General features: G+C 72.5%; 21 protein-coding genes and 1 pseudogene. 8 read left to right on the top strand and 14 right to left on the bottom strand.

The genetic code is table 11. From position 1 onward, the window contains the following. Positions 1 to 40: 40 nt before the first annotated feature. Complete coding sequence (locus tag Ade02nite_RS43170; protein ID WP_203776839.1) at positions 41 to 535, bottom strand: hypothetical protein; 495 nt, start codon at positions 533 to 535, stop codon at positions 41 to 43. Between the two features lie 200 nt (positions 536 to 735). Here Ade02nite_RS43170 and Ade02nite_RS43165 point away from each other — a divergent pair, with 200 nt between their 5' ends. After that, positions 736 to 1479 (top strand): pentapeptide repeat-containing protein, encoded by a 744-nt coding sequence (locus tag Ade02nite_RS43165; protein WP_203776861.1) that lies wholly within the window; start codon positions 736 to 738, stop codon positions 1477 to 1479. A gap of 18 nt (positions 1480 to 1497) precedes the next feature. Next, positions 1498 to 2484, top strand: a pseudogene (locus Ade02nite_RS43160) (TerC family protein); the annotation flags it as partial. A gap of 1159 nt (positions 2485 to 3643) precedes the next feature. On the opposite strand, the gene Ade02nite_RS43155 reads toward Ade02nite_RS43160, so the two are convergent. Next, positions 3644 to 5392 (bottom strand): hypothetical protein, encoded by a 1749-nt coding sequence (locus Ade02nite_RS43155; RefSeq protein WP_203776835.1) that lies wholly within the window; start codon positions 5390 to 5392, stop codon positions 3644 to 3646. Positions 5393 to 5664: 272 nt separating this feature from the next. Continuing rightward, complete coding sequence (locus Ade02nite_RS43150; RefSeq protein WP_203776833.1) at positions 5665 to 6516, bottom strand: spermidine synthase; 852 nt, start codon at positions 6514 to 6516, stop codon at positions 5665 to 5667. Positions 6517 to 6649: 133 nt separating this feature from the next. Here Ade02nite_RS43150 and Ade02nite_RS43145 point away from each other — a divergent pair, with 133 nt between their 5' ends. Continuing rightward, entirely contained in the window at positions 6650 to 7030 is a 381-nt protein-coding gene (locus Ade02nite_RS43145) for a hypothetical protein (protein WP_239169466.1), read from the top strand. A gap of 1 nt (position 7031) precedes the next feature. Here Ade02nite_RS43145 and Ade02nite_RS43140 read toward each other — a convergent pair whose 3' ends face one another. The 3 genes from Ade02nite_RS43140 to malQ are packed head-to-tail and all read right to left on the bottom strand — an operon-like array spanning position 7032 to position 9382. Beyond that, positions 7032 to 7211, bottom strand: coding sequence for an antitoxin (locus Ade02nite_RS43140; RefSeq protein ID WP_203776831.1), 180 nt, complete (start codon positions 7209 to 7211; stop codon positions 7032 to 7034). 60 nt (positions 7212 to 7271) lie between these two features. Further along, positions 7272 to 7451, bottom strand: coding sequence for an antitoxin (locus tag Ade02nite_RS43135; RefSeq protein WP_203776829.1), 180 nt, complete (start codon positions 7449 to 7451; stop codon positions 7272 to 7274). Beyond that, a complete protein-coding gene (gene malQ, locus Ade02nite_RS43130) occupies positions 7448 to 9382 on the bottom strand; it encodes a 4-alpha-glucanotransferase (RefSeq protein WP_203776827.1) in 1935 nt (644 codons plus the stop codon). The genes Ade02nite_RS43135 and malQ overlap by 4 nt, the downstream gene beginning before the upstream one ends. A gap of 96 nt (positions 9383 to 9478) precedes the next feature. Here malQ and Ade02nite_RS43125 point away from each other — a divergent pair, with 96 nt between their 5' ends. Both Ade02nite_RS43125 and Ade02nite_RS50520 read left to right on the top strand, forming a co-directional pair. Then, entirely contained in the window at positions 9479 to 9733 is a 255-nt protein-coding gene (locus tag Ade02nite_RS43125) for a hypothetical protein (protein WP_203776825.1), read from the top strand. A 53-nt stretch (positions 9734 to 9786) separates the two neighbouring features. Beyond that, on the top strand, positions 9787 to 11013 hold the full coding sequence (locus Ade02nite_RS50520) for a chitosanase (RefSeq protein WP_203776823.1): 1227 nt from the start codon (positions 9787 to 9789) through the stop codon (positions 11011 to 11013). Here Ade02nite_RS50520 and Ade02nite_RS43115 read toward each other — a convergent pair. Further along, positions 11010 to 11957, bottom strand: a complete 948-nt coding sequence (locus tag Ade02nite_RS43115; protein ID WP_203776821.1) for a carbohydrate-binding protein — start codon at positions 11955 to 11957, stop codon at positions 11010 to 11012. The two genes, Ade02nite_RS50520 and Ade02nite_RS43115, sit on opposite strands and share 4 nt — an antisense overlap. A gap of 84 nt (positions 11958 to 12041) precedes the next feature. Beyond that, positions 12042 to 12395, bottom strand: a complete 354-nt coding sequence (locus tag Ade02nite_RS43110) for an ATP-binding protein (protein ID WP_239169465.1) — start codon at positions 12393 to 12395, stop codon at positions 12042 to 12044. Between the two features lie 128 nt (positions 12396 to 12523). On the opposite strand from Ade02nite_RS43110, the gene macS reads away from it, so the two are divergent. Both macS and Ade02nite_RS43100 read left to right on the top strand, forming a co-directional pair. After that, positions 12524 to 13666 (top strand): MacS family sensor histidine kinase, encoded by a 1143-nt coding sequence (macS, locus tag Ade02nite_RS43105; RefSeq protein WP_203776819.1) that lies wholly within the window; start codon positions 12524 to 12526, stop codon positions 13664 to 13666. A gap of 17 nt (positions 13667 to 13683) precedes the next feature. Further along, a complete protein-coding gene (locus tag Ade02nite_RS43100; protein WP_203776855.1) occupies positions 13684 to 14325 on the top strand; it encodes a response regulator in 642 nt (213 codons plus the stop codon). Here the strand turns inward: Ade02nite_RS43100 and Ade02nite_RS43095 are convergent. From Ade02nite_RS43095 to aroA, 6 genes are all read right to left on the bottom strand, one after another. Continuing rightward, complete coding sequence (locus Ade02nite_RS43095; protein WP_203776817.1) at positions 14316 to 14873, bottom strand: DUF5709 domain-containing protein; 558 nt, start codon at positions 14871 to 14873, stop codon at positions 14316 to 14318. The two genes, Ade02nite_RS43100 and Ade02nite_RS43095, sit on opposite strands and share 10 nt — an antisense overlap. Positions 14874 to 14882: 9 nt before the next feature. Beyond that, positions 14883 to 15665 (bottom strand): ATP-binding protein, encoded by a 783-nt coding sequence (locus Ade02nite_RS43090; RefSeq protein WP_239169464.1) that lies wholly within the window; start codon positions 15663 to 15665, stop codon positions 14883 to 14885. Between the two features lie 415 nt (positions 15666 to 16080). Then, positions 16081 to 16944, bottom strand: coding sequence for a hypothetical protein (locus tag Ade02nite_RS43085; protein WP_203776853.1), 864 nt, complete (start codon positions 16942 to 16944; stop codon positions 16081 to 16083). Positions 16945 to 17080: 136 nt separating this feature from the next. Further along, positions 17081 to 17884: a histidinol-phosphatase gene (hisN, locus tag Ade02nite_RS43080; protein ID WP_203776813.1), complete on the bottom strand. Its 804-nt coding sequence runs from the start codon at positions 17882 to 17884 to the stop codon at positions 17081 to 17083. A gap of 215 nt (positions 17885 to 18099) precedes the next feature. Further along, on the bottom strand, positions 18100 to 19173 hold the full coding sequence (gene rsgA / locus Ade02nite_RS43075) for a ribosome small subunit-dependent GTPase A (RefSeq protein WP_203776851.1): 1074 nt from the start codon (positions 19171 to 19173) through the stop codon (positions 18100 to 18102). A gap of 2 nt (positions 19174 to 19175) precedes the next feature. Then, a complete protein-coding gene (gene aroA / locus Ade02nite_RS43070) occupies positions 19176 to 20468 on the bottom strand; it encodes a 3-phosphoshikimate 1-carboxyvinyltransferase (protein WP_203776811.1) in 1293 nt (430 codons plus the stop codon). A 101-nt stretch (positions 20469 to 20569) separates the two neighbouring features. Here aroA and Ade02nite_RS43065 point away from each other — a divergent pair, with 101 nt between their 5' ends. Further along, entirely contained in the window at positions 20570 to 21247 is a 678-nt protein-coding gene (locus tag Ade02nite_RS43065) for an SOS response-associated peptidase (RefSeq protein ID WP_203776809.1), read from the top strand. The last annotated feature ends 145 nt before the right edge of the window (positions 21248 to 21392 follow it).

The following is a 21392-nucleotide window of genomic DNA, read 5'->3' as shown; positions in this document are numbered from 1 at the left end:
ATGAGCTAGCCTCGCACTCCGAGTTGCCGAGCGAAGTGGATTAGCTGTTGGTGACCGCCATGTCCAGGGTGGTGAGGCCCTTGTACCAGCCCTGCGTCTGGTGCGGACCACTGGCGAGCGACGGCACGCAGGTGACGGTGGCGGGCGAGGAAGTGAGCTGAACCTTCGGCGCGGAGGCGTGGTAGATCGGTCCACCAGTGATGGCACCGGTGCACGCCCACTCGTCGGCCGCAGTACCGTCACCGATCGTGCTCAGGCCGGTGCCGCCCGGGGTCAGCGTGAGGTACTTGTTGGTCGCGCCGCTGACGGTGACCGCGATCGAGGTCGTCTTCGTGCCGGTGGCGTCGTTCAGGTAGACGACGTTGTCGACGGTCGCGCCGGTGATGGTCTGCTGCACCGTACCGCCGACGAACTGGGTGGCCGTGCCGCCGTTCAGGCCGCCGAAGACCGTTCCGGAGCCGGTGAGGGCCGTCGTGCCGGCAGCGATGACACCAGCGGCGGCGACGCCGCCCACGATCTGAAGGATGTTGCGCATTCTGTATCTCCCCTGGTTTCGGTTATCCGTTCCGTCCCGGTTTCGGTCCGGGGTTTTGCTTGCCCTCAGCGGCGTTGCTCTCGGACACCTGTTGTTTCGGCCGCTGCGGGGACCCACCTGAAGCCGGAGGAGTTGCAGTTCAGGTGCCCTGGGGAGCCGGTATTCGGGCGCGCGGGACGGTCTGCGACAGTGAGGGCCGTATGACCTCTCGAGAACTCCACGCCGACTGCACCCGCTGCGCGGGGCTGTGCTGCGTCGCGCCCGCATTCGCCAAATCGTCAGACTTTGCCGTGAACAAAGCGGCCGGCCAACCCTGTCTCAACCTGGCCGACGACTTCCGGTGCCGCATCCACGACCGGCTCGACGCGAGCGGCTTCCACGGCTGCGTCGTCTTCGACTGCTTCGGGGCCGGCCAGCGGATCACTCAGGAGACCTTCGGCGGCCGTTCCTGGCGCGAGGCGCCCGAGCTGTCCGGGCCCATGTTCGCCGTGCTGCCCGTGATGCGGCAACTGCACGAGATCATGTGGTACCTCGCCGAGGCGCTGAAGCTGGACGAGGCGCGTCGCGTACACCCGAAACTGGAAGAGGCCCTGAGCGCGACCGATCGTCTGGCCGGCGGAACGCCGGAGGATCTGCGCGCGCTCGACCTCGACACGCACCGGCGCAAGGTCAACCCGCTGCTGCGCAAGGCCAGCGAGCTCGCCCGCGGCCGTAACCGCCCCGACCACAGCGGCGCCAACCTGATCGGCCGCCGCATGCGCAAGGCCGACCTGCGCGGGGCGAGCTTCCGCGGCGCGCTGCTGATCGGCGCCGACCTGCGCGACGCCGATCTGCGCCGGGCCGATTTCACGGGCGCCGATCTGCGCGGCACCGACCTGCGCGGCGCCGACCTCACCGACGTGCTCTTCCTCACGGCCTCCCAACGTCGCGCCGCGGTCACATAGTCGCCCTAGGATGAGCGCATGCAGGATGTGTCGGGTGTGGTGTGGGTGGCGACCGTGCTCGGCATCGTCGGGCTGTTGCTGTTCGACTTCTTCTTCCACGTCCGCAAGGCGCACATCCCCTCGCTCGGCGAGGCCGCCCGCTGGACGTCGATCTACGTCTCGATCGCGATCCTCTTCGGCGTCGGCGTGTGGATCTTCGGCGGCAACCAGATGGGCGCCGAATACTTCGCCGGCTATGTGACCGAGGAAGCGCTGTCGGTCGACAACCTCTTCGTCTTCCTGCTGCTGCTCGGCAGCTTCAAGGTGCCCCGCGCCGACCAGCAGAAGGTGCTGCTCGTCGGCATCGTGGTCTCCCTGATCGCGCGCACCGGCTTCATCTTCCTCGGCTCCGCGCTGATCAACTCGTTCGCCTGGGTGTTCTACCTGTTCGGCCTGATCCTGCTGATCACGTCCGGCAACCTGCTCCGTGAACAGCACGGCGACCAGGAGGAACAACCGGACAACTTCATCGTCCGGCTGGCGCGCCGGGTGCTGCGCACCTCCGACCAGTACGACGGCGACAAGCTGTTCACGTACGAGAACGGCAAGCGCGTCCTGACCCCGATGGTCCTGGTCATGGTGGCCATCGGCGGCACCGACATCCTGTTCGCGCTCGACTCCATCCCGGCGATCTTCGGCCTCACCCAGAACGTCTACCTGGTCTTCACGGCGACGGCGTTCTCGCTGCTCGGCCTCCGCCAGCTCTACTTCCTGATCGACGGCCTGCTCGACCGGCTGGTCTTCCTCTCGTACGGGCTGGCGGCGATCCTCGCCCTGATCGGCGTGAAGCTGATCCTGCACGCCATGCACGAGAACAACGTCCCGTTCATCAACAACGGCGAGTCCATCCACGTCGTCGAGATCTCCACGGCGCTGTCCCTCTCGCTGATCGTCGCCATCCTGCTGATCACGGTGGTGGCGTCCCTGCTGAGCCCCAAGGGCCGCGCCCAGACCTACGTGGCCGCCGCCCGCCGCCACGCGACGGAGTTCCTCGACATCGAGACCGACCCCGCCTACTGCGACGAGATCTTCCACAAGCTGCTGGTGGAGGAGGCGCGCCTCAAGAGCTTGCCGGAGAAGTACCGAGCCCGCATCCGCGCCGAGGACGAACTGATGGACCTGCTCCACCGCGCCCACCGCCTGCACGAGGAACGCGTCGCCGCCGGCACCTGCTTCGTCCCCGAGTCCCAGGCCGCCGGTCAGGCACACGCCTGAGCCGCGGGCTCGGGGCGAGGCAGAACGTTCTGTCTCGCCCCGTCCCATGCGCTTGGACCGGGCCGCTGACGCCGTCGAGCAGCAGCCTCGGGGGATTGAACTCAATTGGGGCCGAGCGGCGACAGGGGGAGAACGAACGTTCTGTCTCGCCGCGGCCTTGTTGACGTGCGCTCGTTTCGGCCCGGGCGGTGCGCCGCTGGCACTGGGCACGCTCGCGCAGGTAGAACGAACGTTCTGTCTCGTTCTGGGTCGCTGGGCGCTGTCGTCGGTCGTGCGCCGTGTCATGCCGCGCCAATCCGGGCCGTGCTCGGCTGCCGGTGGAACGAACGTTCTGTCTTGTGGTGGGTCGGCTCCGGCGGGCTGAGGCTGGACCGTGCCGTGCCCAGGCTTCGGTGGAACGAACGTTCTGTCTTGCTGGGGTGGGTTTGCTCGGTGGGTCGGATCTGGTTCGTGGGTGCCGGGGTGGCGTTAGGGGGAACGAACGTTCTGTCTTGCTGGGTGAGTTTGCTTGGCGGGGTTGGGCCTGGTTCCTGGGTGCCCGGGGCGGGGCATTGTGGAGAACGTTCTGTGTTGTGGTGGGGTGGTTCCCGCGGAGCTGAGGCTGGATCGTGCCGTGCCGCGCCCCAGGCTCCAATAGAACGAACGTTCTGTCTTGCGGGTGGGCTTGGCCCGGACGGGTTGGGCCTCGATCATGGGTGCCGGAGTCACGCGTTGCGGAGAACGAACGTTCTGTCTTGCGGGTCCGCTCGCTTGGGTAGGGCTGAGCCCGGATCGGGGCGACTCGAAGTCGGGCTTCCGGGAGAACGAACGTTCTGTCTTGTCCCTGATTCCGCGCGCGGCTGAGCCCGCGACGAGCGTGAGCGGCTGCGTTGAGCCGACCGTGACGTCAGGCCGTGTGCGGCGGGCGGGCTCAGGCCTGGCGGTGGTTGCCCGGGCTGGGGACCTCTCCCGTGTCCTGGCGGGGGATCGAGCCGCGGCCGCGGGCGGCATTTCCGGCGAAGCGGGCGGCTGTGCGGCGCACCGACTCGGCTCGCTCGGAGGTGTCCCAGCCGGCGCCGGAGGTGGGGCTCGGGGTGGGGTTGCCCCGGCCGGCGCCCGAAGTGGGGCTGGGGGCGCCGTAGGGCGGTGGCTCCGGCGAGCGGGGCACGGGGCGTTCAAGGAAGGCGGAGAGGTTGGTCTCGCCGGTCGGGCGGGTGGCGTCGACCTCGGCGCCACTGGAAACCAGGTCGGCCACTCGGGCGGCGAGGCTCGCGGCGCGGGAGTCCAGGTCGGGGCGGCCGTGCAGGGCTACCTCGTCGGCGGGCTGGGCACGCCAGCTCTCGCCGGCCGGGCGGCCGGCGGGCGGCGAAGTGGGCGCCGGTCCTGCGGACGTCGGCCCGGAGGGGGAAGGGGGCGCGGACGCAGCCCCGGGCACGGCCGAGGGAGCGGAGGCCACGCCCGACATGGAGGGCGGCGCGGAGGTCACACCAGGCACAAAGGCGGAGCTCCCACCATGCACAGATGCGGAGCTCACGCCGGGCACGGGAGGCGGGGTCGGAGCCGGCGCGGGCACGATGAACGGAGTGGCCGCAGCAGGCGCCGCCGAGCGCACAACCGGGGCGGAGCCGGCGGCGGCGCTGGAGCCGGGCACGGCACCCGACACGATCGGCGGGGCCGACGCGGCGTAGGGGCCGGCGGCGTAACCGGGCCGGCTGTTGTCGTAGGCGGCGGGCTCCGGCGCGGCGTGGGCCGGCGGCTGGGCATAGGCGTCCGCGGCGGTGGGCTGAGCATGGGCGTCGACGGCGGTGGGCTGGGCGTAGGCGTCAGCTGGCTGGGCGTAAGCGTGCTCAGCGGTGGGCTGAGCGTAGGCGTCAGCGGGCTGGGCGGCGTAGGCGTCCGCGGCGGCGGCCTGGGCGGCGTAGGCGTCCGCGGCGGCGGGCTGGACGGCGTAGGCGTCCGCGGCGGCGGGCTGGACGTAGGCGTCGGCAGCGGCGGGCTGGGCGGCGTAGGCGTCGGCAGCGGCGGGCTGAGCGTAGGCGTCAGCGGGCTGAGCGTAGGCGTCAGCGGGCCGGGTGTAAGCGTCCGCGCCGGCCGGCTGGGTGTAAGCGCTGCCAGGCTGGGGCGAGGCGTCGGCCGGGGCGTAGCCCGCGGCACCCCAAGGATTCTGCGGCTCGGCCGAGAAACGCTGCACCGAAACGGCGCCGATCAGCGTCACCGTCTGGCCCTCGCCGCCCTGGAAGTTGGTGAACTCCGGGCCGATGACCAGGCGCGACAGCATGCGGGCCTGGAGCACCGGAATGCCCAGCTCGGTGGCGTGCTCGACACGGTAGCGGGCGATCGCCTGGCGCAGCGTGTTGGCGAGGCGGTCGGCGTCGCCCACCGCGGCCAGGTCGCCGCCGGCGAAGACCAGGGCGGGGAAGGAGCCGTCGGGGCCGGCGCACACCAGCTGGATCTGGGTGACCGTGGCGGAGCGGCCGGAGTCGCGGTTGCCGGGCTGGACGCGCAGGTGTTGCGGCCAGGGCCAGCGCAGCTCGCCGGTGCTCAGCGTGGCCGGGTCGCGGTAGACGACGCGCTCCTCGGTGACGACGACCTCGGTCTCCTCGGGCAGCGTCCAGCGCGGCATCGAGGCGGGCTCGTCGAACGCGTATTCGGCGACGGCGCACTGTCCGTTCCACAGCACGCGCTCGGTTGCGCTCTGTATCGACTCGCGCAGTGACGATCCGGCTGGTGCCGCGCTTGTGGGCGCAGGACCCCGTTCGGCTCCTGCGGACGCGAAGTACTTGTCCGGCATGCGCGGCTTCCCCCCAGTTCGGGCCACGCCCCCACACGCAGCCGTAACCGATTACAGCGGGGTGCCGGTAGCCAAACAAGTGGGCAAGCGCGAATCACACCGGATTTCCTGACGAGTACACGACAGGCCGGTAAGGCTTCAACCCTTTGGACCGGAATTGGTTACCTACGGTTACCGAAGAGGCCGGCCGGTGGAAGTGGTGACGCTACGGCGACACTGTCCGTCACGGGTGGCGCCCCGCCGGTGAACCGGTCGAGGTCGGTCTCGACGCGTCCGGGGAACCAGTCGCCCGCGGCCCGGCGGGACAGCTCGGCCACCGGGGGCGACGTGCGGCCCGCGAGCAGCACCAGGTTGCCGAAGCGGCGGCCGCGCAGCACCCCGGCGTCGGCGACGAGGCAGGCCTCCGGCAGCGCCGCCCGGATCGTGGCGACCTGGGCCTTGGCGTGCCGCAGCGGAGGGCCGTCGGCGATGTTGGCGACGAGCCAGCCGGTGGGGTCGAGCACCCGGGCCACCTCGCGGGCGAACTCGACCGAGGCCAGGTGGGCCGGGGTGCGAGCGCCGGCGAAGACGTCGAGCACGATCAGGTCGTACCCCGCGTCCCGCATGCCCTCCAGTGCGGCGCGGGCGTCGGCGACGCGTACCCGGATGGCGGCCTTTGCGGGCAGGGGCAGGGACCTGCGGACCAGCTCGACCAGCGGACCGTCGATCTCGATCACGCGCTGGGCGGAGCCGGGCCGGGTGGCCGCGATGTAGCGGGGCAGTGTCAGCGCCCCACCGCCGAGGTGCAGCGCGCGCAGCGGCTTGCCGGCGGGGGCGATCAGATCGATGGCGGCGGCCATCCGGCGGATGTACTCGAACTCCAGATGGGTGGGGTCGGCGAGGTCGACGTGCGACTGCGGCGCGCCGTCGAGCACCAGGGTGAAGGCACTGTCGCGGTCGGGGTCGGGGATCACCTCGGCGACTCCGGAGGCGACCGTCTCGACGATTCGCTCGGACCTCCTGCGCTGTGCCACGGGGCAAGTATCCCGGTTCCCGCTTTTGCGCCGTCACCGCGTTGGGGGGCCATTCCGGAATTCCGGCCCTGAACCGGATTCCAGCGGTCAGACTTCTCGGCGTCGTCTCTCTTTTTCTGTACGGAGGTGAGCCGTGTCGACGAGCAACGTGCTTGCGCACATCATCGGCGCCGAACCGCGCCGCCCGCTGGGCCCGCCGCCGGCCGGGGCGATGCCCGCGATCCTCGCCGCGGCCCAGGAGGAGGCCGGCCCGCCGTTGAAGATCCGGCGTCACCTCTCCGACGAGGGTCCCGCGTTCTGGCGCTGGGACTGCGTCAACTGCGGGGAGTACGGCGGAGGGCGGCACCACAGCGACGCGGTGAACCGGGCCATGCGCCACTGCGCCGAGCACCCGGAGCACCGTTCGTCGTTGCTGCCGCCCCTGTTGTGCAGGCAGCGGGACAATTTCGTCCCGCTGCACCCCATGTTGCACGCGGTGGACGACGATCCGCCGCCCCCGCCGCTGGCCGTCTGACTCAGCCGTTGGTGTCGCCGGCGCCGGTGCGTTCCTGCGCCTCGTCGACGCCCTTGTCGACCTGGGAGGAGTACTTGTTTCCGGTGCGGTCGTCGATCTGGTCGCCGGCCTTCTCGAGACCCTGGTCGACCTGCTCGTCGTGGTCGTCGGCGAAGTCCTTGGCCTTATCCATGAAGCCCATTTCCCGCTCCTTCTCGCTCGGGGACACCTCTTTGCTTCCCGAGCGGGAAGGAGGGAAACGTCAGGGACGGGTGTCGCCGTCGCCGGTGCGCTTCTGCGCCTCGTTGACGCCCTTGTCGATGTGCGACGAGTATTTGTGCCCGGTGCGCTTGTCGACCTCGTCACCGATCTTTTCGAGGGCCTGGTCGACCTGCTTGTCGTGCTTGTCGAGGAAGTCCTTGGCCTTGTCCAGGAAACTCATCGGCTCGCCTTTCTCTCGCCGAGGATCCGGGCGATCGCGTGAACGCGGGGATCCTCGGCGATCTTCTCCAGCCCCGTCTTGAGGGGCATCCGCCAGTTCGGGTACTCGTCCATGGTGCCGGGCAGGTTGGGTTGGTCGAGCTCGCCCAGCACGTCGTAGAGCGACGCGGTCACGAAGCGGCACGGCGTACGGGCCAGGAACTCGTGCATCGCCACGATGATCTCGGCGTCCGTGCTCGCCGCCGTGACCAGGCCCGCGGCGCGCAGCGCGTCGAGGAGCTGGGCGCGGTCCTTCGCCGCGTTCTCGCGCTCCTGCTCGACCGGCCCGGCGAGCTGGCCCAGCTCGGCGCGCACCTTGACCTGCTCGCCGGCGAGGAAGCCGGCGGCGGTGGGCAGGTCGTGGGTCGAGATCGAGGCCAGCGCGTTGCGCGGGTACTTCTCGGCGGGCAGGTAGCCGCCGTCGGGATCGTCGTCGTCGCGGGTGAACCAGAGCACCGCGGAGCCGAGCATGTTCATCCGCTCCAGGCCCTCGGTCACCTCGGGCAGCACGGTGCCGAGGTCCTCGCCGATCACGACGGCGCCGGCGCGGTGGGCCTCCAGCGCCAGGATGCCGAGCATCGCCTCGGGGTCGTAGTGCACGTACGTGCCGCCGTCCGGTCCCATGCCCGGCGGCACCCACCAGAGCCGCCACAGCCCGGCCACGTGGTCGACGCGCAGGCCGCCCGCGTACCGGAAGATGCGGCGCAGCATGTCGCGGTAGGCGGCGTAGCCGGTCTCGATGAGCCGGTCGGGCCGCCAGGCGGCGAGTCCCCAGTCCTGGCCGAGCTGGTTGAACGCGTCCGGCGGCGCGCCCGCGTGCACGCCCTCGGCGAGCACGTCCTGCAGCAGCCAGCCGTCGGCGCCGTTCGGGTCGATGCCGACCGCGAGGTCGTGCACCACGCCGGCCGGCATGCCGCGCTCACGGGCCTCCCTGTTCGCCGCCTCCAGCTGGTCCAGGAGCAGCCTCTGGAGCCAGGCGTGAAAGGCGATGCGCTCACTCTCGTACGCCTTGACGGCCGGCGCGTCGGGCCGCTGGTACTCGGCAGGCCAGGCGCGCCAGTTCGGGCCGTGCTCCTCGGCGAGGGCGCAGAACCGGGCGAAGTCGGTGAGCCCCTCGTCGAGATCGGTGTCCGCCGCGCCCGCCAGTGGCCAGAGCAGCTCCAGCGCGGCCCTCTTGGCCTCCCAGACGGCGCTGTAGTCGATCAGGCCGGTCGTCTCCGGCCGCAGAGCGTCGATCTTCTTGCGTACGGCCGGTTCGGCGCGCTGGTATTCCGGGATGTCCTCGATCCGCAGGTAGAGCGGGTTGACGAAGCGGCGGCTCGACGGCGAGTAGGGCGAGGACGGCACCGGCAGCGTCGGCGTGATCGCGTGCAGCGGGTTGAGCAGCACCAGGCCGGGCGAGCCGGAGACGCCGAGGAACTCCCGCAGGTCACCCAGGTCGCCCATGCCCCACGAGCGCGCGGAGCGCAACGCGTACAGCTGAAGCATCCAGCCCCAGGTCTGCGGCGGCTCGGGCAGCTCGGTGGGCACCACGACCAGGGTGATGTCCTGGCCGCCGACGAGCAGCCGGTGCCAGCCGAGGGGCAGGTCGCCGGGCACCTCGGTGGCCTCGCGGGTGGTGCCGTCCTCGAGCTCGATCGTGGCGGGGCCGGGCAGGTCGCGGCCGCTGCCCTGCCGGACGACAACGGTGCCCGGCATGCGGCCGAGGCGCTCGCGCTCGCGCACGGCGGCCAGCTCGGTGCTGATCGCGGCCGGCGTGGTGGCGTCCACGCCCAGCAGGCCGAGCACCCCGGTGACGGACTCCGCGGAGACGTCCCTGCGCTCGCGCCGCCAGTCCTCGTACCAGGTGGCCACGCCGTGAGCCGTCGCCAGTGCCGCCAGATCGGCGTCCATCCGCACCCCTCTCGGTTCTGTCCCGCTGTCATACCCTGCCGGATCCGGGGGTAGTCCGTCAGTCTCTTCTTGCGTGAGTAGGTCAGGATGGAACGCATGTCTGCAGTGGTGAAGTGGTGGTCCCGGACGGCCGCGGCGGTGACCGGCGCGGTGTTGACGCTGGTCGTGCCCGTGCACGCGTGGGCGGCGAGCAACGGGGTCGCCGACGTCGCGATCGAGGCGGCAAAATCCCGGCGCCGGCGCGGCGGGTTCGGATTCCTCGGGCTCTTCGGCGGCCTGTGCTGCCTGTTCGTGGTGGCGGCGATCATCCTGGCGATCGTGCTGATCTCCCGTAACCGCAAGCGGAAGTAGAGCTTTTCGCCAAGTCCGCGGATCAAGGGCGCATCCCGGCCTAGCGTTGAGGGATGCGTATCCGGACGGCGGCGCTCGGCGCGGGGGTGGCGGCCGTCCTCTGCGTTCCCCTGGCCATCTCGGTCGCGGCAGGCGCGAGCAACAACGTGCTGATCTCGCGGGGGCGCCCGGTGGTGGCCTCGTCGGCGGAGCAGGGCGCCACGGCGGCCCGGGCGACCGACGCCAGCACGGTCACCCGGTGGGCCAGCGCGACCGGGCCGGGCACCCAGTGGCTGCGGGTCGACCTGGGCGCGGTCAAGCGGATCGAGCGGGTCTCGCTGCGCTGGGGCGCGGCGCACGCGAGGACGTACCGCGTGCAGAGCTCCGTCGACGGCGCCAACTGGACGAGCCTCTACGCGACCACGTCCGGCAACGGCGGCACCGACGACCTCAAGCGGCTGAACGGCACGGGCCGGTTCGTGCGGGTGCTCGCGACACAGCGGGCGTCCAGCGCCGGCGGCTATTCCCTCGGCGACGTACGGGTGTACGGCCCGGCGTCCCAGGCGCTGCCGGCCGCGGCGCCGGCGACGGGCTCGGCCGCCTCGGGGCTGGAGGACAGCCGCAAGAAGGAGGCCGCGCTCAAGCTCGTGTCGAGCGCCGAGAACTCGACGCTGAGCTGGCGCAACTCGTACGGCTACATCGAGGACATCGGCGACGGCCGCGGCTACACGGCGGGCATCGCCGGTTTCTGCTCCGGCACCTCCGACATGCTCGAGGTGGTGCTCACCTACACCGCCCGCAAGCCGGCGAACGGGCTCGCCCGCTACCTCCCGGCGCTGCGCACGGTGGACGGCTCCGACTCGCACGCGGGCCTCGACCCCGGCTTCCCGGCGGCCTGGCGGGCGGCGGCGAAGGACCCGGTCTTCCAGAAGGTCCAGGAGGACGCGCGCGACGCGATGTACTTCATCCCGGCGGTACGCCTGGCCCGGCTCGACGGGCTGCGGGCGCTCGGCCAGTTCGCCTACTTCGACGCGGCGGTCATGCACGGCGTGTCCGGCCTGCGGGGCATCCGCGCGGCGGCGATGCGCTCGGCGAGGACGCCCGCTCAGGGCGGTGACGAGCCCGCCTTTCTGAACGCCTTCCTCAACGCCCGGGTCGCCGAGATGCGCACCGAGGAGGCGCACAGCGACACGAGCCGCGTCGACACCGCCCAGCGCCGGTTCCTCGGCGGCAGCAACCTCGACCTGGCGGCGCCGCTGAGCTGGAGCGTCTACGGCGACGCCTACCGCATCGCGAACTAGACCTTCTGGAAGAGGTTGGGCAGCGCAGGCGGCTCCCAGCCGGGCAGCGAGGTGTGCGCCTCCTTGACCCGGTAGGTCACGCCCGCATAGGTCACGAGATCGCCCGCCTTGTACGCGGTGAAGGTCTTCCACGCGGCGACGGCCGGGGCGCTGCTCGTGGGAGCGGCGCTGGGGCTGGTGGGAGTCGCGCTGGTGGGTGCGGTGCTCGTCGGGGCTGCGCTCGTCGGGGCTGCGCTCGTCGGCGCTGTGCTGGTCGGCGCTGTGCTCGTCGGGGCTGCGCCGGTCGGTGCCGACGGGGGCACCGAGGGCGCGGGGAGCGGCTTGGAGCTCGCCGTCACGCGCACGAAGTCGACGACCATGCGGCCGGGCCGGCGGCCGTCGGTGGCCAGGTTGAGCACCAGCGCGATCGGTAGTCCCGGCTCCTCGGGCACGAGGCGCAGGGCCGGCTTGCCGTCGACCGACCAGACGATCGCGTCGGGGGACCAGTCGATGACGTACGTGTGGAAGTCGTCCCCCGAGATCGGGTCCGCGTCCTCGCCGAGCGTCTCGAGGGTGCCGCGCAGCACCCGCCCGTACTTGTCGACCACCCCGAACGCGCGCCACGGACCGGTCTCCCGGCTGACCTTGATGCGCGCCTCGGCGTGCCCGAACGGCTGCGCGAACGCCTTGCGGGTGCTCATCAGACGGTCGACGACGAGCTTCCCGCGGTCCTGCCGGCCGTTCTCGCGGTCGTCGCCGTCGATCAGCCACTTCGCGGCGTCGAGCCGGCCGCCGTCGAAGTCGTCGGAGAAGGAGGAGCGCCGCTCGGAGGCGTCGGCGACGTCGTTGCGCCCGGGCAGGTAGATCGCCGCGACCAGCCCGGCGATCGCCACCGCCAGGGCCGCCACCGCGCGCGGGCGGATCGGCCATGTCGACGTGCCGGTACGGTGACGTGCCTGTCGCACCACGATCTCCCGTCGAACCACCCCAGTAACAGCAGGACGACTGTGGAACGTGAGAGTCGTTCGCGCAAGATCGGGGGCCGCGGCTTAAGGCTCTCTTAAGGAACATCGGCTGGACACCCGAACCGTCGTGCCGCCGCGGCCCGTGCGGAGCTCGAAAGTGTCCGTCAGCTCCTCGGCGAGCCACAGCCCCCAGCCGCCGGGCTGAGTCGCCGCCGGCCGCACCGCACGGTCGGGCCGCCGGGCGGGCAGGCCCTCGCCGGAATCGCTGACCTCGCACACCACGGAGTCGTCCGCGCGCCACAGCGAGACCCGGCCCAGCCCGCCGCCGTGCCGCACGGCGTTGGTGAGCAGCTCGTTGACCGCGACCACGAAATCGTCCAGGCGGTCGCCGCGCAGACCGGCCTCGGCGGCGCCGGACGCGACGGCGTGCCGCAGCACGGTGATCGAGCTGTGGTCGAAGGTTTCGGAGAGCAGAACCTCGGTACTGATCCTTCGACGTTAGGCCACGCCTGATCTTCTCGCAGTGCGGCCTGCCGGTGGTGAGCGCCGTGTGGGATGGTCGCGGCATGCCGGACGGACGCGACAGCGGATTCGAGGCCCCGCTGTGGAGGGCCATCGCGGTTTACCGCATCGCCGCATTGACGTACGCGACGATCCTGGTCGTCAGCAACGTCGGCGACTACCAACGGCCGGTGCTGGCGTGGCCGGTGCTGGCTCTGATGGCCGTGTGGACGGTCGTGACCACCTACGCGTACGCCGATCCGGCCCGCCGCCGGCCGCGGCTGCTCGTGGCCGACCTGCTGATCACCATGGCCGCGCTCGGCAGCAGCGTGCTGGTGGTCGGGCGGACCGGCCTGGAGGAGGGGCTGCCCACCCTGGCCGTCGCGTGGCACGTGGCGCCGGTGCTGTGCTGGGCGGTCGCGGGCGGGCGCCGGGGCGGCATCGCGGCCGCGCTCGCCATGGGCGTCACCGACCTGATCGTGCGGGCCCACTACGACCAGGCCGCGCTCACCGGCGCGGTGCTGATGCTGCTCGCGGCGATCGCTGTCGGCTATCTGGTGCGCATCGCCGAGCTGGCCCAGGAGAGGCTGCACCGGGCCGTCGAGCTCGAGGCGGCCACCCGGGAACGGGAGCGGCTCGCCCGCGAGGTCCACGACTCGGTGCTCCAGGTGCTCGCGATGGTGAAGCGGCGCGGGGCGGGCCTCGACGGGGAGGCCGGCGAGCTGGCCCGGCTCGCGGGGGAGCAGGAGACGGCCCTGCGCAGCCTCATGGCGGGGCGGGCGCTGAGCGATCCGCAGGGGGACGAGCTCGACCTGATGGCGCTGCTGGAGGCGTACGCGTCGCCGGTCGTGACGGTGTCCGGGCCGGCCGGGCCCGTGCGCCTGCCCGCCACCACGGCGCGCGAGCTGCGGCTGGCGGTGGCCGCCGCGCTGGACAACGTGGCCAAGCACTGCGCGCCCGGCACCAAGGCGTACGTCTTCGTGGAGGACGAGCCCGCCGACGTCGTGGTGACCGTGCGGGACGAGGGGTGCGGCATCGCGCCCGACCGGCTGGCGCAGGCGGAGGCGCAGGGACGGCTCGGGGTGGCCCAGTCGATCCGCGGCCGCATCGCCGACCTCGGCGGCCGGGTGGAGATCGTCTCGGCTGCCGGGCAGGGCGCCGAGGTGGAGATGACCGTGCCGCGGGCACCACATATCGTGAGCCGGTGACCGCTGCGATCCGGGTGATGGTGGTCGACGACCACCCGATGTGGCGCGAGGGCGTCAGCCGTGACCTGACCACCGCCGGCTACGACGTGGTCGCGGCCACCGGCGAGGGGCGCCAGGCGGTGCGCATCGCCGCGGCCGCCCGGCCCGACGTGGTCGTGCTCGACCTCCAGCTGCCGGACGTCTCCGGCGTCGAGGTGATCAACGGGCTGCTGCGCGAGGTGCCCGGCGTGCGGATCCTCATGCTGTCGGCGAGCGGCGAGCAGCAGGACGTGCTCGACGCGATGAAGGCCGGAGCCACCGGATACCTGCTCAAGTCGGCGGGGCTCCAGGAGTTTCTCGACGCGGTGAGCCGCACGACGGCCGGCGACACGGTCTTCACGCCGGGCCTGGCCGGGCTGGTGCTGGGCGAGTTCCGCAGGCTCGCGGTGGCCGGCGGGCCCTCCGGGCCGCGGGAGGCCGCGCCGAAGCTCACCGAGCGGGAGACGGAGGTGCTGCGCCTGGTGGCGAAGGGCCTGTCGTACCGGCAGATCGCCGAGCGGCTCGTGCTGAGCCACCGCACCGTGCAGAACCACGTCCAGAACACGCTCGGCAAGCTCCAGCTGCACAACCGCGTGGAGCTCACCCGCTATGTGATCGAGCAGGGGCTCGATCAGTCGTAGTCGGGGGCGTTGGTCTCGTGCATGGCCAGCTCCTCGGCGGACGCGCCGCCACCCGAGGCGCCGGCGTCGTAGGCCACGCTGTCGGCCTCGTCGTCGAAGCCGTAGCCCTCGTCCGGGGCGACCAGGCGGCCGACCGGCTGCGGGTCGTCGTCGTCGAGCTGGCCGTCGTCGTAGAGCGACACCTGGGACTTCGGGTCGGAGGTCGGGCTGGCGCCCCACACGTCCGCGTCGAAGTCGCGCTGCTCGGAGCTGTCGACCGTCTCGTCGATCGGGTCGCGGCGCTGCGGGATCGGGTCCTCGGCGCCGAAGTCCGGCTCCTCCTGGCGCAGTCGGTAGTCGAGGGACTCGCCCTCGCGCGCCTCCTCGGCGGTGTCGCCGAAGCGGTTGGAGCCGCCGGGACCGACGCCCGCCAGCGCGGCCGGGTCGGCGCCGTCCGCCCAGCGGCCGCTCTCCACCTCGTCGTAGGCGGTCGAATCGTCATCCGCGGTGTCCGGCAGGCCCGAGGCCTCCGGGTCGGACACCTCGGCGGGGTAGTCGTTGTCTCGCATGAGCGCAATCTACCCGCGAGCGGGGTCCGCCATGCTCGCGCCGTTCGGTTTCCGCTGCGTGGTCTTCGCCGCTTCCTCGTCGCTGAGCAGCGCCCACACCACCTTGCCGCCGTCGAGCCGGAGGCTGCCCCACCGGGTCGCCACGGAATCGATCAGCAGCATGCCCCGGCCGCCGTAGGCGGTGACCGGCACCGGGCCGCCGTGGAAGCTCGGCACGGTCGCGGACCGGTCGCGCACGGCCACGCTCATGCCGTCGCCGTGCGTGGCCAGCAGCACGTTCATCGAGGTGCGGGCGTGCGCCACCACGTTGTTGACCATCTCGGTGACCACGATGCAGGCCGGGCCGGCCAGCTCGGGGCACTCCCATCGGCCGCACGACTCGGTGATCAGCTCACGGGAGCGCCGGGCGGCGCCGACGGCCGGCTCCAGCTCGATGCTGACCCGGTGTTCCCGATCGGGCTCACCGAGCGCGGCGAACGCCTGCGCACGGTCCGGCCAGACCGGCCAGCCGGTGCTCTGCCAGGCGGCGGTCTCGGCGGTGCCGCAGAGCGCGAGATGGGCGGCGGGCCAGTCGGCGGTCTCCTCGTGCACCTCCCGGAGCACTCCGGTCGCCCCGGGCCCGTCCGGGCTCAGCCCCGCGACGTCGACGACCACCGCCTCCGGTTGCTCGGCGAGCAGGTCGAGCAGCAGGGAACGCACCATGGGAGCGCTACCGGCGTCGAGCACCCCATGGAGCTGGACCAGCGGGTACGCCTGCCCGCGGTCCACCAGGTGCCGCAGCTCCCTCGACATGATCGCTCCATTGTGCATAACGCGTGCCCGATTCGCATTTTGACGGCGGCCCGCTCCCCGGGACCGGGCTCAATCGGGACATAACCGCATGGAGGCCATGGTCAGCTTTTTACCCGTGTGCCGCTCACTCATGCACGGGAGCGCCGCGCTAACCCCAGCAAGCGGCCACCGTCACACAGCGCCGCTCATCTTTTCCGCGTCAGGCCCCATCGCCGCCCCGCCTTCCGCGTCCGGGCCTACGCCGCCCGCCTTCCGCGTCCGGGCCTACGCCGCCCCGCCTTCCGCGTCCGGGCCTTCGCCGCCCCGCCTTCCGCGTCCGGGCCCTACGCCGCCCGGTACTCAGCGTCCGGCCCCACCCCACCTCACCTCAGCTCACCCCGCTCCAACCGCGGCCGGCGGTCGCGGGCCGGGATCGTCAGCGGCTTGTGGCGGCCGGCTGCAAAGGTGCCTTCTCGTGGCGAGGCACGTCGGCGACGACGTGGTGGTGCTGGGGCTCCGCGTAGCGGGTGAGGCCGATGACGGCGGCCAGGGTCACCACGAAGCCGAGCGCGCCCAGCCAGCCGCGACCGGGATGGATCTGGTCGCCGAGCAGGAGCAGGCCGACGATCGCGGCGGGGACGGCGCCGCCCGCGTCCATGGCGGCCACCGCGGCGGTGGTGGACCCGCGCTGCATGGCCAGGCCGAGCAGCAGCTGGCCCACCAGCGAGTGCACCACGAGCAGGTAGAGCAGCGGATTTCCGAAGAAGCCGAGGGCCGAGTGCTCGTTGGCGAGCGGACGGGCGCAGATGGCGGCGGCCGAGAACCCCACGCCGGCGAGCGAGCCGAGGACGACGGAGCCGAGGGCGCCCTGAAGGCGTACGGCGAAGAAGCCGGAAGCGGCGATCACCAGGACCGACAGGGCCAGCATGGCGACGGCGAAAGCGCCCAGCGGGCGCGCCGGAGCGGGCTTGGCCGAATGCACGAGCGCGGCGATGCCCACCAGCAGCAGGGCGAGCAGGGCGATCTCGGCGGCGGGCAGGGACCATTTCAGGACGAGGACGCCGAGCAGCGCCGTCACGCCCAGCCCGGCGGCGACGCTCGCCTGCACCAGGAAGAGCGGAAGGTCCTCGCGGGCCAGGAACGCCAGCACGAAGCCGAGCACCTGGCAGCCGATGCCGAGCAGGTAGGTGCGCTGGCCGGCGAGCCGCACGAGCAGGCCCGGGTCGAACGTGTGGTGCACGGTGGTGCGTGCCGCAGCCGCCGACTGCAGCAGGTTAGCCACCCCGTACGCCAGAATCATGGCCGTGAGGAAGAGCCAGCCCGAGGACACCACCTGACGCACGATAGACCAGCCGCGGCCCGGGTTCAGCGGTTCGGGTGCGAACAGCGATGCATTCTCCGGCTGGGTGCCCGCCCTGTCACGCAGGGCTACAGAATTACCTCGTTTTCGGCGTCAGGGCCGTCAGGACCGTCTCGTGCAGTAACCCGTTCGTGGCGATCACCGAGGACTTGTCGGCGGTCGCGCGGCCGGCCAGGTCGGTGATCGAGCCGCCGGCCTCGGTGACGATCGGGATGAGCGCGGCCATGTCCCACAGCGACAGCTCCGGCTCGACCATGACGTCGAGCGCGCCCTCGGCGAGCAGCATGTATCCGTAGAAGTCGCCGTAGGCCCGGCTCCGCCACGACGCGAGGCTCAGGTCGACGACGTTCTGCAGGAGGCCGGCGTCGGACCAGCCGGACAGGCTCGCGAAGCAGAAACTCGCGTCGGCCACCCGCCGCACGCCGGACACGTTGATCCGGGTGGCCGCGTGCTGGTGCTTTCCCGCGTACGCGCCGTGGCCGCGCGCCGCCCACCACCGCCGGCCGAGCGCCGGCGCCGAGACGAGACCCGCGACCGGGGTGTCGCCCTCCATCAGCGCGATGAGGGTGGCCCAGATCGGCACGCCCCGCACGAAGTTCTTGGTGCCGTCGATCGGGTCGATCACCCACCGCCGGCTCCCCGGCCCGGCGGCCGCCACGGTGTGCCCGAACTCTTCCCCGAGCACGCCGTCGCGCGGCCGGGCCCGCGCCAGGGTCGACCGGATCGCCTGCTCGACCGCCGTGTCGGCGTCCGAGACGGGCGTCAGATCGGGCTTGGACTCGACCCGCAGATCGAGCGCCCGGAACCGACCCATCGAGATCGAGTCGGCGGTGTCCGCCAGCAAGTGGGCAAGCGACAGATCGTCGGCGTAACCGGCCATGCCCGCACGCTAGTCGATCCACGCTGTCCCGCGCCTGAGAGCCCGCCCCGGCCCCGCCCTTGCCGCGGGACTGCCTCGCCTTGCCGGACCAGTCGCCCGTCGGGCGCTCGCCTCACCCGGCCACTGACCCGCCCCCACCCGCCACCCCGGCTCGCGACACGCCCGGAAAGCCGACACGCCCGGCGGTCGGCACGGGCCGTCAGGGGAGCGGCGGGTCAGGCCGTGAGTGTGTCGTCGGGCGGGGTGTCGCGGGAGTCGGTGTCGCCGGCGCGGGAGGCCAGCAGGCGGCGGTAGGAGGCCAGGCGGCGCGGGTCGGCCTTGCCCTCGGCCACCCAGGTGTCGAGGCGGCAGCCGGCGTCGTTGGCCGTGTGCCCGCAGTTGGGCTGGTCGTCGAGGGTGCCCTCGACCAGGTCGGGGAAGCCGTGCAGCAGGCTCTCGGCGCTGACGTGGGCGAGCCCGAAGCTGCGGATGCCGGGAGTGTCGATGATCCAGCCGGGGTCCTTGCGGGAGCGGCCCACCGGCGGCAGGCGCAGGGCGACGGCACTGGTCGACGTGTGCCGGCCCTTGCCGATGGCGCTCACCGCGCCGACCGCGCGCAGGGCGTCGGGGACCAGCCGGTTGACCAGGGTGGACTTGCCGACGCCGGAGTGGCCGACCAGCACCGAGATGCTGCCGGCCAGGCGCTTGCGCACCTCGGTCAGGTCGCTGTCGGGGCGCACCAGCACGTACGGCAGGTCGAGCTCGGCGTAGTAGTCGAGCACCGCTTCGGGGCCGGCCAGGTCCGCCTTTGTCAGGCAGAGCAGCGGCTCGATGTCGGCGTCGTACGCGGCGACGAGGCACCGGTCGATGAAGCCGGTGCGCGGCGGCGGGTCGGCCAGCGCGCTCACGATGACGAGCTGGTCGGCGTTCGCCACGACGACGCGTTCGAGGCGGCCCTCGGGGGTGGTGTCGTCGTCGTCCGCCGTGCGGCGCAGCACCGACGTGCGCTCGGCGATGCGGACGATGCGGGCCAGGGCACCATCGGCGCCCGAGACGTCACCCACCAGGGCGACGCGGTCGCCGACCACCACCGACTTGCGGCCCAGCTCGCGGGCCCGCATCGCCGTGATCACCGGGCTGTCCGGCGGGGCGTCGCTGAGCACGCAGCCGTAGCGGCCGCGGTCCACGGTGATCACCAGGGCGTCGACGGCGTCGTCGTGCTTGGGCCGCGTCCGGGTACGCGGGCGCGACGAACGGCCCGGACGGATCCGGACGTCGTCCTCGTCGTACTCCCGCTTGCGCGCAGGCAGATCTAGCTCCTCGCCACGAGTCCCGCCCAGAGTTCGGGGAACTCGGGCAACGTCTTCGACGTACACGCTACGTCGGTCAGTGCTGTGCCCGGGACAGCGAGGCCGATAACCGCCGCGGCGTGTGCCATCCGGTGATCCGCGTAGGTCTCGAAACTCGCGGCCCGCGGCGCGCCCGGCACGATGCGCAACCCGTCGGGGAACTCGGTCACCTCGGCGCCGGCCTTGCCCAGCTCGGTGGCGAGCGCGGCGATGCGGTCGGTCTCGTGGCCCCGGATGTGCGCGACCCCGCGCAGCTCGGACGGCCCGTCGGCGAGCGCGGCCAGCGCGGCGACCACCGGGGTCAGCTCGCTCACCTCGGACAGGTCGGCGGTGATGCCGCGCAGCGAGCCGGTGCCCCGCACGGTGAGGCCCTCGGCCGACTGGGTGACCTCGGCGCCGAGCGCGGTGAGCAGCTCGGCGACGGCCGCGGCCGGCTGCCAGCTCTCGGCCGGCCAGCCGGCGAGGGTGACCGACCCGCCGGTGACCATGGCGGCCGCGAAGAACGGCGCCGCACCGGACAGGTCGGGCTCGATGACCCACGTGCGCCCGCGCAGCGCGCCCGGCTCGACCGTCCACACGTCGGGGACGCTCTCGTCGACCGCGGCACCGGCGGCGCGCAGCATGTGGGTCGTCATGCGCAGGTGGGGCGCGGAGGGCACCGGCGGCCCCTCGTGGCGCAGCCGCAGGCCCTTGGTGAAGCGGGGCGCCGAGAGCAGCAGCCCCGAGACGAACTGGCTGGACGCGGAGGCGTCGATCACCGCCTCGCCGCCCTCGACCAGCCCGGCGCCGCGCACGGTGAGCGGCAACCCGCCGGCGGGCGACGCGTCGATCGACACGCCCAGCGCCCGCAGCGCCTCGACGATCGGGCGCAGCGGCCGGTTGCGCGCCTGGGGGTCGCCGTCGAACTCGACAGTGCCCTCGGCCAGCGCGGCCGCGGGCGGCAGGAACCGCATGATCGTGCCGGCGAGGCCGACGTCGACGCGGGCCGGGCCGCGCAACGGACCCGGCTCGACCACCCAGCGCTCGTCCACGCTCGTGTCGACCCCGACGCCGAGGGCACGCAGCCCCGCCGCCATCAGCTCGGTGTCACGGGCACGCAGCGGCCGCTCGATCACCGAGGGCTCACCGGCCAGCGCGGACAGCACCAGCGCCCGCGCCGTCATCGACTTGGAACCGGGCAGGCGCACGACACCGCCGACCGGGCCGGAGGCGGTCGGGGCGAGCCAGGGGCGAGCTTCAGCTGTCACGGTCGCCATTCTGCCCGGGCCCCCTGACATTTTCGCCGGAGGCTCCCGGCCGGCGGGACGCGATCGACCGGGACACATCGAAGGCGCCGAAGGGCGTACCGTTCAGCGGCATGTGCGGGCGGTACGCGACGACGCGGAGCGAGACCGACCTCAGCGACCTCTTCGAAGCCGTGCCGGTGGCCGAGTCGCTGGGGCCGAGCTGGAACGTCGCGCCCACCGACCCGGTGCCCGTCGTGCGGGTGTCCCAGAGCCACGACGCCCGCGTGCTCGACACGGCCCGCTGGGGCTTCGTGCCACCCTGGGCCAAGGACCTGCGAGCCGGCTCCCGCATGATCAACGCGCGCTCCGAGACGGTGGCCACCTCCCCGGCCTTCGCCTCGTCGTTCGCCAAGCGGCGCTGCCTCGTGCCCGCCGACGGCTGGTTCGAGTGGCTGCGCGACGGCAAGCAGCGCCAGGCGTTCTACATGACCCCGGCCGACGGCTCGCCGCTCGCCTTCGCCGGCATCTGGACGGCCTGGGGCCCGGAGTCGGTGGTGACGTGCAGCGTCCTGACCACGGCAGCCCTGGGCGGCCTCGCCCGCGTGCACGACCGGATGCCGCTGATCCTGCCCCGAGACCGCTGGCCCGACTGGCTGGCCGGCGGCGGCGACCCGGCCGGGCTGCTCGCCCCGCTTCCGCTGAGCGAGCTGGAAAGCATCGAGATCCGAGCGGTACGCCCGGACGTCGGCAACGTGCGCAACAACGGCGCTCACCTGCTGGAGCCGCCGGTGGAGTCAACGCTCTTCTGAAGCCCGACCCTGAGGCTGGCAGCGGGAGGGGACCTACGTCGGCCACGGCGGGGCGCCGGTGGGCCGGGGCCTCTGAGGCGGTGGAAGCGTCGGCCGGGGTTCGAAATTTCGTCCGCGGAGCCCGCCCAGTGCAGAGCCCGCCCAG

This window comes from Paractinoplanes deccanensis, from assembly GCF_016862115.1.
GTDB lineage: Bacteria > Actinomycetota > Actinomycetes > Mycobacteriales > Micromonosporaceae > Actinoplanes > Actinoplanes deccanensis.
The sequence above is the reverse complement of the archived record's forward strand: the minus strand, read 5'-3'. Positions and strand labels throughout refer to the sequence as shown.